Here is a 15710-nt window from a genome sequence, read left to right on the forward strand (position 1 = left end):
ATATGTCGGGGCTTACGCCTTTTGGGTGGGGTCAGGTGGGGTCAATCTCACGCAGCAGTCCCGTTTTCACATCGAACACGAAACCACGTACGTCGTCGGTGTGAAGAAGGAACGGAGAAGTGCGTACCCGCGCCATGGACTGCCGTACGTCCTGGTCGACGTCCCGGAAGGCCTCCACCGCCCAGGCGGGACGCTGGCCGACCTCCATCTCCAGCTCGTGCCGGAACTCCTCGGTGAGGGATTCCAGACCGCAGCCGGTGTGGTGGATGAGTACGACGCTGCGGGTGCCGAGCGCCCGCTGGCTGATGGTGAGGGAGCGGATCACGTCGTCGGTGACGACCCCGCCCGCGTTACGGATCGTGTGGCAGTCGCCCAGCTCCAGGCCGAGCGCGTCGTGCAGGTCGAGACGGGCGTCCATGCAGGCCACGATGGCTACCTCGAGCACCGGGCGGGCATCCATGCCCGGGTCGCTGAATGCGGCGGCGTACCCCTTGTTGGCCTCGACGAGACGGTCGGTGACGGTGTCGCCGCCGGATATGGCGGCTTCGGGTTCGGTGGGAACGGATGCGGAAGTCGTCATACCCATGACGTTAATCGTCACAGTCCGTACACGCCCGCTGTGAGAGCGGACAAAGAACATCAACAAGCGTTGTTGTGAGCTAACCCACATGGCTGTCGCGTGCGTGCCCGTAAGGGTGGTTCTCCGGGCTGTGCCGCGTCGGTGGCGGCGGGGTCGCGCGACGCGCAGGGCGGCTGATTGACCGCGAGCCACGGTGGACTAAAGTGACGCGAACTGGGAGGCGAGAGTCTCCCAACTGGACTGTTGTCCCCCGGAGGACCCGGCGACATGCCGGAGTCTCCCCGCGTGCGCGGCGCGTACGTACGGCTCGGCCTCCTCCCGCTCCCGGTCGGTCGGGGACCCGGCGGTGCGTACGGCCGCGTCGGATTTGAGAGGGCCCGGATTCAATGGGGCGCGAAGCGCATTCGAATGAGGGTGGTGGCGGGCGGCGGGAGGGACAGCGACATGTTCCGGTGATGCTCCAGCGGTGCCTGGACCTGTTGGCCCCCGCGCTGGAGCGGCCCGGAGCCGTCGTCGTCGACTGCACCCTCGGCCTCGGCGGCCACAGCGAGGCCCTGCTCACCCGCTTCCCCGAAGCTCGCCTCGTCGCCCTGGACCGCGACAAGGAGGCGTTGCGCCTCTCCGGAGAGCGGCTCGCCCCCTTCGGTGACCGGGCCACCCTGGTGCACGCCGTCTACGACGAACTCCCCGACGTACTCGACCGGCTCGGGCTCCCGCGCGTCCAGGGCGTCCTCTTCGACCTCGGCGTCTCCTCCATGCAGCTCGACGAGGCGGAACGCGGGTTCGCGTACGCCCAGGACGCCCCGCTCGACATGCGGATGGACCAGTCGACCGGGGTGAGTGCGGCCGAGGTGCTCAACACGTACCCGCCGGGCGAACTCGTCCGGATCCTCAGGGTGTACGGCGAGGAGAAGCAGGCCAAGCGGATCGTGTCCGCGATCGTGCGTGAGCGCGAGAAGGAGCCCTTCAGTAACAGTGCGCGTCTGGTCGAGCTGATCCGGGACGCGCTGCCGCAGGCCGCCAAGCGCACCGGGGGTAACCCGGCCAAGCGGACCTTCCAGGCGCTGCGTATCGAGGTCAACGGCGAACTCACCGTCCTGGAGAGGGCGATTCCCGCGGCGGTGGAAGCGCTCGCCGTCGGTGGCCGGATCGCCGTTCTGTCGTATCACTCGCTGGAGGACCGGCTGGTCAAGCAGGTGTTCGCGGCCGGTGCCGCCACCACCGCGCCGGCCGGCCTGCCGGTGGTGCCCGAGCGCTATCAGCCCCGGCTGAAGCTGCTGACGCGCGGTGCGGAGCTCCCCACGGAGGAGGAGATCGCTGAGAACCGGCGGGCCGCCCCGGCGCGGCTGCGCGGGGCAGAGCGCATCAGGGAGTCCGTCGAATGAGGGGCGTGAGGCAAGAAGGGGGCGGTGAGTGAGTAGGAAACCCGAACTGAGGGGGCGGGCCGCCCGGCTCGCCCGGCTCATCCCGTCCGGTTCCGGACAGGCCGCCCGTACGCCCTTCGTCCTCCTCATCGTGCTCCTCCTGGGCGGCGGCCTCATCGGGCTGCTGGTCCTGAACTCCGCCCTCAGTGAAGGCGCGTTCAAGCTCGACGACCTCCAGGACGACACGAAGAGCCTCACCGACGAGGAGCAGGCACTCCAGCGGGACGTGGACGCCTACTCCGCCCCCGACGCCCTCCAGCGCCGCGCCCGCGAGCTCGGCATGGTCCCCGGCGGCGATCCCGCCTTCCTCAACCCCGACGGCACGGTACGAGGGATTCCTGAGGCCGCCCAGCAGTCGTCGGTACGCGTCCCCCTGGTGCTGTCACCCAAGAAGCCCGCCTCCACGCCGAAGCAGAAGCCGAAGCCCACGCCGAAGGCGACGCCCACGCCCAAGCAGTCGCCCAAGCCGGCTGCGAGCCAGGCCGCGTCCCCCCAGGCACAGCCCCGCACCCCGTCCACGCAGCCCCCTACGCCCCCCGGCAGGTGACGGAAGTGTCCGACAAGGAACCCCCGCGCCGCCGCGTGCCGTCGCCCGCCAAGTCCGTACGCCCCGCCAGTCGGCGTCCGGGACCAGGCGCACGCCCACCGCGTCGCCCAGCTGCGCCCCGCGCGGGGCGCTCACCGCGGCCGCGGATGATCCGGCTGGGCAGCCCCCGCCCCCGGCTGCGCCTGGTCAGTCTCGCCCTGACGCTGGTGATGATCGCCTTCGTGGTGCGGCTGCTCCAGGTGCAGGCGGTCGACGCGAACGTGTACTCGGCCAAGGCCGAACAGAACAGGTACTTCAGCCGCACCCTGCCCGCCGAGCGCGGCGGGATCACCGACCGCAACGGCGTCGAGCTGGCCACCAGCGTGGACGCGAACGACATCACGGCCGACCCCACGATGTTCACGCGGAAGGCGACGAAGATCGGCGACGCCCCCGAGCAGGCCGCCGCGCTGCTCGGCCCGATCCTCGGCAAGGAACCCGCCGAGATCGCCGAGAAGCTCCGGACGCAGGGCACCCAGTACGTCCTGCTGGCCCGTCGCCAGACCCCGCAGGTCTGGACGCAGATCAACGACCTGAAGACGACGCTCGCCGAGAAGGCCCAGCAGGACAGGACGGCCGTGAACGTGCTCGCGGGCGTCTTCCAGGAGCCCAGCAGCAAGCGGGTCTATCCGAACGGCGACCTGGGCGCCGGGATACTGGGCTGGGTCAACGCCGACGGCAAGGGCGGCGGCGGTATCGAGCAGCAGCTGAACGAGGAACTGTCCGGCAAGGACGGCAAGATCCGCTACGCCCAGGCCGGCGGCCACCGGGTGCCGACCGCGGGCAGTACCGAAACGCCCGCCGTGGCCGGTTCCGAGGTGGAGCTGACCATCGACCGCGACATCCAGTGGGCCGCGCAGAGCGCCATCACCGAGCAGGTCAAGGAGTCCAAGGCGGACCGCGGCTATGTGATCGTGCAGGACAACAAGACCGGCGAGATCCTCGCGATGGCCAACTCGCCCGGCTTCGACCCGAACGACCTCTCACAGGCCGGGTCGGCGGCGCTCGGCAACGCGGCCCTCCAGGACGCGTATGAGCCCGGCTCTACCGCGAAGGTCATGTCGATGGCGGCTGTTCTGGAGGAGAACGCCGCTACACCCTCGACGCATGTCACGGTGCCCAACCGGCTGCACCGCGGCGACCGGCTCTTCCAGGACGACATCGACCACCCGACCTGGTACCTGACGCTCAACGGCGTCCTCGCCAAGTCCAGCAACATCGGCACCATCCTGGCGACCGGCCAACTCGGCAAGACTCAGAGGCAGGCCAACCAGGTCCTCTACTCGTATCTGCGCAAGTTCGGCATCGGCCGCGAGACCGGACTCGGCTTCCCCGGCGAGACGGACGGCATCCTCGCGCCCGCCGACAAGTGGTCGACCTCGCAGCAGTACACGATTCCTTTCGGCCAGGGCGTGTCGATCAACGCCATGCAGGCGGCCTCTGTGTACTCGACGATCGCGAACGGCGGCGTACGCGTCGAGCCGACCCTCGTACGGGGCACCAAGGGAGCCGACGGCCGCTTCACACCGGCCCCGAAGCCCCAGAAGACAAGGGTCGTGAGCGAGAAGACGGCGAAGACCCTCGCCCAGATGCTGGAGTCCGTCGTGGACGACGAGGAGGGCACCGGCACCAAGGCCCGTATCCCCGGCTACCGCGTCGCGGGGAAGACGGGCACCGCCAACCGAGTGGATCCGGACACCGGTCGCTACCGCGGCTACACCTCCTCGTTCGCCGGCTTCGCGCCCGCCGACAACCCCCGGGTGACCGTGTACTGCGCGATCCAGAACGCCACCAAGGGCAGCTACTTCGGCGGCCAGATCTGCGGGCCCGTCTACAAGGAGGTACTGGAGTTCGCCCTCAAGACCCTCCAGGTGCCGCCCACCGGAAAGCCGCCCGCCCGCCTTCCGGTCACCTTCAATCCCTGATCAGCACCGGACATGTCCGGTCACCCGGAACACGAGCAGGTGGCAATTCGTGACAACGATCACTTCTGACCCGGGGAAACATCCGGAGCCCGGCCCCTCGCTTCGCCGTGCCGGGGGCGCGCCCGGTACGCTCACCGCCGTGCCACACGCTGATCAGTCCCAAACCACCCAGAAGGGCGTTCCTGTGACATTTCCGGGGCCGCCGCGACCGGTTCAGGTCTCCGCCACGGACCTGGCGGACCTCGCCGATCAGCTGGGTGTCACCGCCCCCGCTGCGGCCGAGGTCACGGGCATCACCCACGACTCCCGGGCCGTACGCCCGGGCGACCTCTACGCCGCGCTGCCCGGCGCCCGGCTGCACGGCGCCGACTTCGTGACACAGGCCGCAGGCCTGGGCGCGGCGGCGGTCCTCACAGACCCGACCGGCGCCGAACGCGCCGCCGCGACCGGCCTGCCGGTCCTCGTCGTCGACAATCCGCGCGGACGGATGGGCGAACTGGCGGCCACGATCTACGGCCACCCCGGCCGCGATCTCCTCCAGATCGGCATCACGGGCACCTCCGGCAAGACCACAACGGCGTACCTCATCGAGGGCGGCCTCAAGACGGTCCGCAGCACCGGACTCATCGGCACCGTCGAGACGCGTATCGGCGACGAGCGCATCAAGTCGGAGCGGACGACTCCCGAGGCCACCGACCTCCAGGCGCTGTTCGCGGTGATGCGTGAGCGCGGCGTGGACGCGGTCGCCATGGAGGTCTCCAGCCACGCACTGGTCCTCGGCCGGGTCGACGGCTGCGTCTTCGACATCGCCGTCTTCACCAACCTCAGCCCGGAGCACATGGAGTTCCACTCCGACATGGAGGACTACTTCGGGGCCAAGGCGCAGCTGTTCACGCCGAAACGCAGCCGTTTCGGCGTGGTCAACTTCGATGACGAGTACGGACGGAGGCTCGTCAAGGAAGCCACCGTCCCTGTGATGACGTTTTCCGCCGAGGGGCACCCGGACGCCGACTGGCGCGCCGAGGACGTCGAGGTGGGTCCGCTGGACTCGACGTTCGTCGCGATCGGCCCCAAGGGGGAGCGGATCAGCGCCAAGTCGCCGCTCGCGGGCCCCTTCAACGTCGCCAACACGCTTGCCGCGATCGTCGCCCTGGCCGCCGCCGGGCTCGACGCCCAGACCGCGGCCGACGGCATCGCGGCCGTACCGGGTGTGCCGGGCCGTCTGGAACGCGTGGACGCCGGTCAGCCGTACCTCGCGGTCGTCGACTACGCGCACAAGACGGACGCCGTGGAATCCGTGCTGCGCGCCCTGCGCAAGGTCACCGAGGGCAAGATCCACATCGTGCTCGGCTGCGGCGGAGACCGCGACAAGTCCAAGCGGATGCCGATGGGCGCCGCCGCGGCCCGCCTCGCCGACACCGCCGTACTGACGTCGGACAACCCCCGCTCCGAGGACCCCCTCGCGATCCTCGCCACCATGCTCGCGGGCGCCGCCGATGTACCGGCGCACGAGCGCGGCGAGGTCGCGGTCTTCGAGGACCGGGCCGCCGCGATCGCCGCGGCCGTCGCCCGCGCCGAACCCGGCGACACCGTGCTGGTCGCGGGCAAGGGCCACGAGCAGGGCCAGGACATCGCCGGGGTGGTCCGTCCCTTCGACGACCGCCAGGTGCTTCGCGAAGCTATCCAGAAGACCCAGGGATGAACTTGTGATCGCCCTCTCTCTCGCCGAGATCGCCTCAGTCGTCGGCGGGCAGACGTACGACATACCGGATCCGTCGGTCCAGATCACCGGACCGGTCGTCAGGGACTCCCGAGAGGTGGAGCCAGGCAGCCTGTTCGTCGCCTTCGTGGGCGAGCGCGTGGACGGACACGACTTCGCCGCACAGGTCGTCCAGGGGGGCGCCACCGCCGTACTGGCGTCCCGGCCCGTCGGCGTGCCCGCGATCGTCGTGGACGACGTCCAGGCCGCCCTCGGAGCCCTCGCCCGCCATGTCGTCGAACGACTCGGCGCGACCCTTGTGGCCCTCACCGGCTCTGCCGGCAAGACCAGCACCAAGGACCTGATCGCGCAGGTACTCCGGCGCAAGGCCCCGACCGTGTTCACACCGGGCTCGCTCAACAACGAGATCGGGCTGCCCCTCACCGCGCTCAGCGCCACTGATGAGACGAAGTTCCTCGTCCTGGAGATGGGCGCCCGCGGTATCGGCCACATCCGCTACCTCGCGGGACTGACCCCGCCGAAGATCGGCCTCGTCCTGAACGTCGGCACCGCCCACATCGGCGAGTTCGGCGGACGCGAGCAGATCGCCCAGGCCAAGGGCGAGCTGGTGGAGGCGCTCCCCGAAGAGGGCGCCGCGATTCTCAACGCCGACGATCCCCTCGTACGCGCCATGGCATCCCGTACGAAGGCCCGCGTGATCCTCTTCGGAGAGTCCGGCGAAGCGGACGTACGGGCCGAGAACGTGCGGCTCACGGAGAGCGGGCAGCCCGCGTTCAGGCTTCACACACCCTCCGGTGCGAGTGATGTGACCATGCGCCTGTACGGTGAGCACCACGTGTCGAACGCGCTCGCCGCGGCCGCCGTCGCCCATGAGTTGGGCATGTCCGCAGACGAGATCGCCGTCGCGCTCTCCGAGGCGGGCTCCCTCTCCCGCTGGCGGATGGAGGTCACCGAGCGCCCGGACGGCGTGACGGTCGTCAACGACGCCTACAACGCGAACCCCGAATCCATGCGGGCGGCTCTGCGCGCGCTGGCTGCCATGGGCGGAGCCTCACGGGCAAGGGGGGGCCGGACCTGGGCGGTGCTCGGCAAGATGGCCGAGCTCGGGGACGAGGCGCTCGCCGAGCACGACGCGGTCGGACGGCTCGCCGTCCGGCTCAACGTCAGCAAGCTCGTCGCGGTCGGGGGCAGGGAAGCGTCCTGGCTCCAACTGGGCGCATATAACGAGGGTTCGTGGGGTGAGGAGTCGGTGCACGTGTCCGACGCACAGGCGGCTGTCGACCTGTTGCGCAATGAGCTGCGCCCGGGGGACGTCGTGCTCGTGAAGGCATCCAGATCGGTGGGGCTCGAGTGGGTGGCCCAGGCACTGCTCGAGGGTGCCGAGGGTGAGGTCGCCGCCCGATGATGAACCAGATCCTGTTCTCGGGAGTCATCGGTCTGTTCCTGACTCTCGTGGGCACCCCGCTGCTGATCAAACTCCTCGCCCGCAAGGGCTACGGCCAGTACATCCGCGACGACGGCCCGCGCGAGCACCACGCCAAGCGCGGTACGCCGACCATGGGCGGCATCGCCTTCATCCTGGCCACGATCATCGCGTACTTCCTCAGCAAGGTGATCACCGGCAAGCCGCCGACGTTCTCCGGTGTGCTGGTGCTCGGGCTGATGGGCGGCATGGGCCTGGTCGGCTTCCTCGACGACTACATCAAGATCGTCAAGCGGAGGTCGCTCGGTCTGCGCGCCAAGGCCAAGATGGCCGGCCAGCTGATCGTCGGCATCAGCTTCGCCGTGCTCTCGCTGCAGTTCGCGGACAGCCGGGGCCAGACGCCGGCCTCCACGAAGCTCTCCTTCGTGCAGGACTTCGGCTGGACCATCGGCCCTGTGCTGTTCGTGGTCTGGGCGCTGTTCATGATCCTCGCCATGTCGAACGGCGTGAACCTCACCGACGGCCTGGACGGCCTCGCCACCGGCGCCTCCGTCATGGTCTTCGGCGCCTATACGTTCATCGGCGTCTGGCAGTTCCAGGAGTCCTGCGCCAACGGGGACACGCTGACCAACCCGACCGCCTGTTTCGAAGTACGCGATCCACTCGACCTCGCGGTCGTCGCCTCCGCACTGATGGGCGCCTGCTTCGGCTTCCTGTGGTGGAACACCTCGCCCGCCAAGATCTTCATGGGCGACACCGGCTCGCTGGCGCTCGGCGGCGCGCTCGCCGGACTCGCCATCTGCTCCCGTACCGAGCTGCTGCTCGCGCTGCTCGGCGGTCTTTTCGTCCTGATCACCATGTCGGTCGTCATCCAGGTCGGCTCCTTCCGGCTGACCGGGAAGCGCGTCTTCCGCATGGCACCCCTCCAGCACCACTTCGAACTCAAGGGGTGGTCCGAAGTCCTTGTCGTGGTCCGCTTCTGGATCATCCAGGGCATGTGCGTGATCGTGGGTCTGGGTCTCTTCTACGCAGGGTGGGCAGCCGACAAGTGACCACTTGGCAGGGCCGGAACATCACCGTCGCCGGCCTCGGCGTGAGCGGCATCAGCGCCGCCCGCGCCCTGGCCGGCCTCGGCGCGTCCGTCACGGTCGTCGACGGGGGAGCCTCCCCGGCACTACGGGAGCGGGCCGACTCCCTTGAGGCAGAGGGCATTTCGGTACGTCTCGGGGACGCCGAGAACCTTCCCGAGGCCACCGACCTCGTGGTCACCTCGCCGGGCTGGAAGCCCACCTCACCGCTCTTCGCCGCGGCGGAGAAGGCGGGCGTGGACGTGGTCGGCGACGTGGAGATCGCCTGGCTGCTGCGCGGCCCGGACGCGGCGCCCTGGCTCGCCGTCACGGGCACCAACGGCAAGACCACCACCACGCAGATGCTCGCGTCGATCCTCAGCGCCGCGGGCCTGCGCACGGCCGCCGTCGGCAACATCGGCACACCGATCATCGACATCGTGCTGGGCGAGGAGCCGTACGACGTCCTAGCCGTCGAACTCTCCAGCTACCAGCTGCACTGGGCGCCCTCCCTGCGCGCTCACTCCGCCGTCGTGCTCAACCTCGCGCCCGACCACCTCGACTGGCACGGCTCCATGGAGGCGTACGCCGCCGACAAGGGCCGTATCTACGAGGGCAATCGGGTCGCCTGCGTCTACAACGTCGCGGACAAGGCCACCGAGGACCTGGTGCGCGCGGCGGACGTCGAGGAGGGCTGCCGGGCGATCGGCTTCACACTGGGCACGCCCGGACCGTCCCAACTCGGCGTCGTGGAGGGCCTTCTGGTCGACCGCGCCTTCGTCGAGGACCGGCACAAGCAGGCCCAGGAACTCGCGGAGGTCGGCGACGTCCAGCCGCCCGCCCCGCACAACATCGCCAACGCCCTTGCGGCGGCGGCCCTCGCGCGCGCCTACGGAGTGCCCGCAGCGGCCGTACGAGACGGACTGCGGGCCTTCCGTCCGGACGCGCACCGCATCCAGCACATCGCCGACGTCGGCGGGGTCGCCTACATCGACGACTCCAAGGCCACCAACACCCATGCCGCGGAAGCCTCTTTGGCGGCGTACGAGTCGATCGTGTGGATCGCCGGAGGGCTCGCCAAGGGCGCGACCTTCGACGAGCTGGTCGCCAAGTCGGCAAAGCGACTCCGGGGCGTCGTCCTGTTCGGTGCCGACCGGGCCCTGATCCGGCAGGCGCTGGCGCGACACGCGCCCGAAGTACCGGTCGTCGACCTCGACCGGACCGACACTGGGGCGATGTTCGAGGCCGTCCAGGAGGCGACGCGGCTCGCCCGCGCGGGAGACACGGTGCTCATGGCTCCCGCCTGTGCCTCCATGGACATGTTCACCAACTACAACCAGCGCGGCGACATGTTCGCGGAGGCCGTCCGCGAACTCGGCGCCGCGAGCGCCTGACTCGGCTGCTGCCGCACCGGGAGGCGCCCCGGTACCTCTGGGAGGGACGCGTGACGCCATCGTGGCCGGTGCATCGTGGGCCGCTGGGCGGTGCCGATGCCGAGTAACCGCACCGGCCGTCCCGCCGCGCCGCGCGCCACCGCGCGCCCCGCCGTCGCCCCTCCGCCGAGCGACAACCCCGTACGCCGCCTCTACACGCGTGCACGCCGTGCCTGGGACCGGCCGCTGACCGCGTACTACCTGATCCTCGGCAGCAGCATGCTGATCACCGTCCTGGGGATCGTGATGGTGTACTCGGCCTCCCAGATCAAGGCACTGCAACTGTCGCTGCCGGGAACGTACTTCTTCCGGAAGCAGTTCCTGGCCGCCGTGCTGGGCACGATCCTGCTGCTGATCGCCTCACGGATGCCGTCCAAGCTGCACCGCGCGCTGGCGTATCCGATGCTCCTGGGTTCCGTCTTCCTGATGGTCCTGGTGCAGATCCCGGGGATAGGGGTCGCGGTGAACGGCAACCAGAACTGGATCTCCGTCGGCGGCCCGTTCCAGCTCCAGCCCAGCGAGTTCGGCAAGCTCGCGCTCGTGCTGTGGGGCGCCGATCTGCTCGCCCGCAAACAGGACAAGCGGCTGCTGACCCAGTGGAAGCACATGCTGGTGCCGCTCGTGCCGGCGGCCTTCATGCTGCTCGGACTGATCATGCTCGGCGGCGACATGGGCACGGCGATCATCCTCACCGCGATCCTGTTCGGCCTGCTCTGGCTGGCCGGAGCCCCGACGCGGCTCTTCGCGGGCGTACTGGCCATCGCCGGGACGCTCGGCCTGATGCTGATCACGACCAGCCCGAACCGTATGGCGCGGCTGGGCTGCATCGGCGCCACCGAGCCCGGACCGAACGACACCTGCTGGCAGGCCGTGCACGGAATCTACGCTCTCGCCTCCGGCGGAATTTTCGGTTCCGGCCTCGGTGCGAGCGTGGAGAAATGGGGCCAACTCCCGGAAGCACACACGGACTTCATCTTCGCCATCACCGGGGAGGAACTGGGCCTGGCGGGGACGCTGTCGGTACTCGCCCTCTTCGCGGCTCTAGGCTATGCGGGTATCCGCGTGGCCGGACGCACGGAGGACCCCTTCGTGAGGTACGCCGCGGGAGGCGTGACCACCTGGATCACGGCCCAGGCCGTGATCAACATCGGTGCGGTGCTCGGTCTGCTGCCGATCGCCGGAGTCCCGCTCCCGCTGTTCTCCTACGGGGGTTCCGCTTTGCTGCCGACCATGTTCGCCATCGGGCTCCTGATCGCCTTCGCGCGGGAGGATCCCGCTGCGCGGATGGCGCTTGCGATGCGACAACCACGCTTTGGTAGAAAGCGGGCTGGAGGTTCCGGAAACACTCGGAGACCTCGGAGCTGGAACACGATGCGACGGCGCGCCTCGGCGCGTTCGTCCGGAGAGCGGTGAATTTCGGTGCATGTCGTACTCGCCGGTGGAGGGACCGCCGGCCACATCGAGCCCGCGCTCGCCCTCGCGGACGCCCTGCGCAGGCAGGACCCGACCGTGGGCATCACGGCCCTGGGCACGGAGCGCGGACTCGAGACCCGGCTCGTACCCGAGCGGGGCTATGAACTCGCGCTGATCCCCGCCGTCCCGCTGCCCCGCAAACCCACCCCCGAGCTGATCACCGTCCCCGGGCGGCTGCGCGGCACGATCAAGGCGGCCGAGCAGATCCTGGAGCGCACCAAGGCCGACGCCGTCGTCGGCTTCGGCGGCTATGTCGCTCTGCCCGGCTACCTCGCGGCCAAGCGCCTCGGCGTCCCGATCGTCATCCACGAGGCCAACGCGCGGCCTGGACTGGCCAACAAGATCGGTTCGCGGTACGCCGCCCAGGTCGCCGTCTCGACCCCGGACAGCAAGCTCCGCGGCGCCCGCTACATCGGCATCCCGCTGCGCCGCTCCATCTCGACCCTCGACCGTGCCGCCATGCGCCCCGAGGCCCGCGCCGCCTTCGGGCTCGACCCGAACCTGCCGACCCTGCTGGTCTCCGGCGGCTCGCAGGGCGCCCGCCGCCTCAACGAGGTGGTCCAGCAGGTCGCCCCGTACCTCCAGCAGGCCGGCATCCAGGTCCTGCACGCGGTCGGCCCCAAGAACGAACTGCCGCAGGTCCAGCAGATGCCGGGGATGCCCCCGTATATCCCGGTACCGTACGTGGACCGGATGGATCTCGCGTACGCCGCGGCCGACATGATGCTCTGCAGGGCGGGCGCGATGACCGTCGCCGAACTCGCCGCCGTCGGACTGCCCGCCGCCTTCGTCCCGCTGCCGATCGGCAACGGCGAACAGCGGCTGAACGCCCAGCCGGTGGTCAAGGCCGGTGGCGGACTCCTCGTCGACGACGCGGAACTGACGCCCCAGTGGGTCCAGTCCAACGTCCTGCCCGTGCTCGCGGATCCGCACCGGCTGTTCGAGATGTCCCGCGCCGCCGCCGAGTTCGGCCGCCGGGACGCCGACGAACTGCTCGTCGGGATGGTGTACGAGGCGATCGCGTCACGCCGTTAGCGCGTGACAGAAGGCAGGAGAGCGTGGCCGGACCGACGACCGCAGAGCGCGGCGACCGCGAGAGACTTCGGTCCGGCCCACCCCGGCCGCCCCGCCTCCGGAGGCTGCCCCGGCCCCGTACGCTCCTCGTGCTGCTCGTCTGCGTCGCACTCCTCGCCGTGGGCGGCGTCTGGGTGCTCTACGGCTCGTCGTGGCTGCGTGCGGAGCGCGTATCGGCTTCCGGGATGCGGGTCCTGACGAACGAGCAGGTGCTCGAGGCGGCGGACGTACCGGTCGGGTCGCCGTTGATTTCCATCGACACCGAGGCGATTGAGGCAAGACTGCGTCGAAAATTGCCCCGAATTGACTCGGTTGATGTCATCCGTTCCTGGCCCGACGAAATCGGGCTGAAAGTGAAAGAACGCACTCCGGTTCTGATGGTGAAAAAGGGTGGAAGCTTCGTAGAAGTGGACGCCAAGGGGGTGCGATATGCGACGGTTCCACGCGCTCCGAAGGGCGTGCCGGAACTGAAATTGACGGTGCCTCAGTCCTCCTCCGGAACCTCGCAGTCCGCGAGCCTTCGACGCTTCGGAACCAGCCGGCTCGTGCGCGAGGCGGTGCGCGTCGCGGGTGCCCTCCCGGCCGTCGTCGCGCGTGAGACCCGTACCGTCAAGGTCCGTTCGTACGACTCCATCTCGCTGGAGTTGAGCGGAAACCGGACCGTCGCGTGGGGCAGTGCCGAGAAGGGTCGCGCCAAGGCGAGAACGCTGACCGCTCTGTTGAAAGCCGCATCCGACGCAAGGCACTTCGATGTCAGCGTTCCCACCGCCCCTGCGTCATCAGGGAGTTGACGCACATACGCGCAGGCCAGCACCCTGGTTGGGCAGTGCTACGGCTGATCACATAGGGTGAAAAGAAAAACGGGAGGTTCGGCGTGTTCGTTGAACGCGCGCCACTTGTCGACTTAGTGTCCTGTTCGGAAGGGTCAGACGAAAACCAGCAACGGACACACTGGTAACCCTAAACTTCAGCGTTAGGGTTCGGGTCGGCGTTCGGACCGTCCCATTCGGCATCAGTCGTCGGATCGCGGGCAACCGCGAGGCGGCGACACGTAACTCGAGGCGAGAGGCCTTCGACGTGGCAGCACCGCAGAACTACCTCGCAGTCATCAAAGTCATCGGTGTCGGCGGCGGTGGTGTCAATGCCATCAACCGGATGATCGAGGTCGGTCTCAAGGGCGTCGAGTTCATCGCCATCAACACCGACGCGCAAGCCCTGTTGATGAGCGACGCCGACGTCAAGCTCGACGTCGGCCGTGAACTCACCCGCGGACTCGGCGCCGGAGCCAACCCGGCCGTCGGCCGCAAGGCCGCCGAGGATCACCGCGAGGAGATCGAGGAGGTCCTCAAGGGGGCCGACATGGTCTTCGTGACGGCCGGTGAAGGTGGCGGCACCGGCACCGGCGGCGCACCCGTCGTGGCCAACATCGCCCGTTCCCTCGGCGCCCTCACCATCGGCGTGGTCACGCGCCCGTTCACCTTCGAGGGCCGGCGCCGCGCCAACCAGGCCGAGGACGGCATCGCCGAGCTCCGCGAAGAGGTCGACACCCTCATCGTCATTCCGAACGACCGGCTGCTGTCCATCTCGGACCGCCAGGTCAGCGTGCTCGACGCCTTCAAGTCCGCCGACCAGGTGCTGCTCTCCGGTGTCCAGGGCATCACCGACCTCATCACCACCCCCGGCCTCATCAACCTCGACTTCGCCGACGTCAAGTCCGTGATGTCCGAAGCCGGTTCGGCGCTCATGGGTATCGGCTCCGCCCGCGGCGACGACCGCGCGGTGGCCGCCGCCGAGATGGCGATCTCCTCGCCGCTCCTGGAAGCCTCCATCGACGGCGCCCGTGGCGTACTGCTCTCCATCTCCGGCGGCTCCGACCTCGGCCTGTTCGAGATCAACGAGGCCGCCCAGCTGGTGAGCGAAGCCGCGCACCCCGAGGCCAACATCATCTTCGGTGCGGTGATCGACGACGCGCTGGGCGACGAGGTCCGGGTCACCGTCATCGCGGCCGGCTTCGACGGCGGACAGCCTCCGTCCAAGCGGGACAACGTCCTCGGCTCCTCCGCCAAGCGCGAGGAGTCCACGTCGGCACGACCCTCCGAGAGCCGCCCGTCCTTCGGCTCGCTCGGCAGTGTCACGCCGCGCGAGGAGACCCCGGAGCCCGCCCCCGAGCCGGTGAACGAACTGCCGGTCGCCCCGCCGGTCCCGCCGTCGCGGACCTACTCCGACAGCGCGGCCGAGGAACTGGACGTGCCGGACTTCCTCAAGTGATAGGACATCGCTCCGAATCGAGCACAGTGAGCGGCGCGCATTTCGCCTTCACCGACCGGTGGGGCGGGGTGAGCGCCGTTCCGTACGAGGAGCTCAACCTCGGCGGAGCGGTCGGCGACGGCCCCGACGCCGTACGCACCAATCGCGAACTGGCCGCCAAGTCGCTCGGCCTCGACCCTGCCCGGGTCGTCTGGATGAACCAGGTGCACGGGCGGGACGTGGCCGTGGTCGACGAACCCTGGGGGGACCGTCCCGTGCCGGAGGTCGACGCCGTCGTCACCGCTTGCCGCGGCCTCGCCCTCGCCGTCCTCACCGCAGACTGCACGCCCGTCCTGCTCGCCGACCCCGTCGCCGGAGTCGTCGCCGCCGCTCACGCGGGACGGCCCGGCATGGTCGCCGGAGTCGTGCCCGCCGCCGTCGCGGCGATGGTCGAACTCGGCGCGGAGCCGGGCCGGATCGTCGCCCGCACCGGTCCCGCCGTCTGCGGTCGTTGCTACGAAGTGCCCGACGCGATGCGCGCCGAGGTCGCCGCCGTCGAGCCGGCGGCGTACGCCGAGACCAGCTGGGGCACCCCGGCCGTCGACGTGACCGCCGGAGTGCACGCACAGCTGGAGCGGCTCGGGGTGCGCGACCGGGAGAAGTCGCCGGTGTGCACGCTCGAATCGGGCGACCACTTCTCGTACCGCCGCGATCGCACCACCGGTCGGCTCGCGGGCTATGTGTGGCTGGACTGATGG

General features: G+C 69.6%; 13 protein-coding genes. 12 read left to right on the top strand and 1 reads right to left on the bottom strand.

Going from position 1 to position 15710, the window contains the following annotated elements; all coding sequences use genetic code 11:
- Positions 1-31 precede the first annotated feature (31 nt).
- Positions 32-580: a beta-class carbonic anhydrase gene (locus ACQEVY_RS35150; protein WP_432953411.1), complete on the bottom strand. Its 549-nt coding sequence runs from the start codon at positions 578-580 to the stop codon at positions 32-34.
- A gap of 386 nt (positions 581-966) precedes the next feature.
- Here ACQEVY_RS35150 and rsmH point away from each other — a divergent pair, with 386 nt between their 5' ends.
- The 12 genes from rsmH to pgeF all read left to right on the top strand — a co-directional run bounded on the left by rsmH (position 967) and on the right by pgeF (position 15707).
- Positions 967-1965 carry a 16S rRNA (cytosine(1402)-N(4))-methyltransferase RsmH gene (gene rsmH, locus ACQEVY_RS35155; RefSeq protein ID WP_432953412.1) on the top strand — a complete coding sequence of 333 codons (999 nt, stop codon included), beginning with the start codon at positions 967-969 and terminating at the stop codon, positions 1963-1965.
- A gap of 28 nt (positions 1966-1993) precedes the next feature.
- Entirely contained in the window at positions 1994-2551 is a 558-nt protein-coding gene (locus tag ACQEVY_RS35160; protein WP_432953413.1) for a hypothetical protein, read from the top strand.
- A 5-nt stretch (positions 2552-2556) separates the two neighbouring features.
- Positions 2557-4515: a peptidoglycan D,D-transpeptidase FtsI family protein gene (locus ACQEVY_RS35165; protein ID WP_432953415.1), complete on the top strand. Its 1959-nt coding sequence runs from the start codon at positions 2557-2559 to the stop codon at positions 4513-4515.
- A gap of 184 nt (positions 4516-4699) precedes the next feature.
- Positions 4700-6217: a UDP-N-acetylmuramoyl-L-alanyl-D-glutamate--2,6-diaminopimelate ligase gene (locus ACQEVY_RS35170; RefSeq protein ID WP_432953417.1), complete on the top strand. Its 1518-nt coding sequence runs from the start codon at positions 4700-4702 to the stop codon at positions 6215-6217.
- A 4-nt stretch (positions 6218-6221) separates the two neighbouring features.
- Complete coding sequence (locus tag ACQEVY_RS35175) at positions 6222-7640, top strand: UDP-N-acetylmuramoyl-tripeptide--D-alanyl-D-alanine ligase (protein WP_432953419.1); 1419 nt, start codon at positions 6222-6224, stop codon at positions 7638-7640.
- Positions 7637-8710: a phospho-N-acetylmuramoyl-pentapeptide-transferase gene (mraY, locus tag ACQEVY_RS35180; protein WP_165340597.1), complete on the top strand. Its 1074-nt coding sequence runs from the start codon at positions 7637-7639 to the stop codon at positions 8708-8710. The genes ACQEVY_RS35175 and mraY overlap by 4 nt, the downstream gene beginning before the upstream one ends.
- Positions 8707-10119, top strand: a complete 1413-nt coding sequence (murD, locus tag ACQEVY_RS35185; RefSeq protein WP_432953421.1) for a UDP-N-acetylmuramoyl-L-alanine--D-glutamate ligase — start codon at positions 8707-8709, stop codon at positions 10117-10119. The genes mraY and murD overlap by 4 nt, the downstream gene beginning before the upstream one ends.
- Positions 10120-10215: 96 nt before the next feature.
- Positions 10216-11571: a putative lipid II flippase FtsW gene (gene ftsW, locus ACQEVY_RS35190; RefSeq protein ID WP_432953423.1), complete on the top strand. Its 1356-nt coding sequence runs from the start codon at positions 10216-10218 to the stop codon at positions 11569-11571.
- 6 nt (positions 11572-11577) lie between these two features.
- Positions 11578-12666 carry an undecaprenyldiphospho-muramoylpentapeptide beta-N-acetylglucosaminyltransferase gene (gene murG / locus ACQEVY_RS35195; protein ID WP_432953425.1) on the top strand — a complete coding sequence of 363 codons (1089 nt, stop codon included), beginning with the start codon at positions 11578-11580 and terminating at the stop codon, positions 12664-12666.
- A gap of 23 nt (positions 12667-12689) precedes the next feature.
- The gene (locus ACQEVY_RS35200) at positions 12690-13496 is read left to right on the top strand and encodes a cell division protein FtsQ/DivIB (protein ID WP_432953427.1); all 807 of its coding nucleotides are present in this window, start codon (positions 12690-12692) and stop codon (positions 13494-13496) included.
- Between the two features lie 286 nt (positions 13497-13782).
- Positions 13783-14973: a cell division protein FtsZ gene (ftsZ, locus tag ACQEVY_RS35205; protein WP_328772278.1), complete on the top strand. Its 1191-nt coding sequence runs from the start codon at positions 13783-13785 to the stop codon at positions 14971-14973.
- Between the two features lie 26 nt (positions 14974-14999).
- Complete coding sequence (gene pgeF / locus ACQEVY_RS35210; RefSeq protein WP_432953430.1) at positions 15000-15707, top strand: peptidoglycan editing factor PgeF; 708 nt, start codon at positions 15000-15002, stop codon at positions 15705-15707.
- The last annotated feature ends 3 nt before the right edge of the window (positions 15708-15710 follow it).

Origin of the sequence: Streptomyces sp. CA-288835 (assembly GCF_050936385.1) — a bacterium.
Taxonomy (GTDB): domain Bacteria; phylum Actinomycetota; class Actinomycetes; order Streptomycetales; family Streptomycetaceae; genus Streptomyces.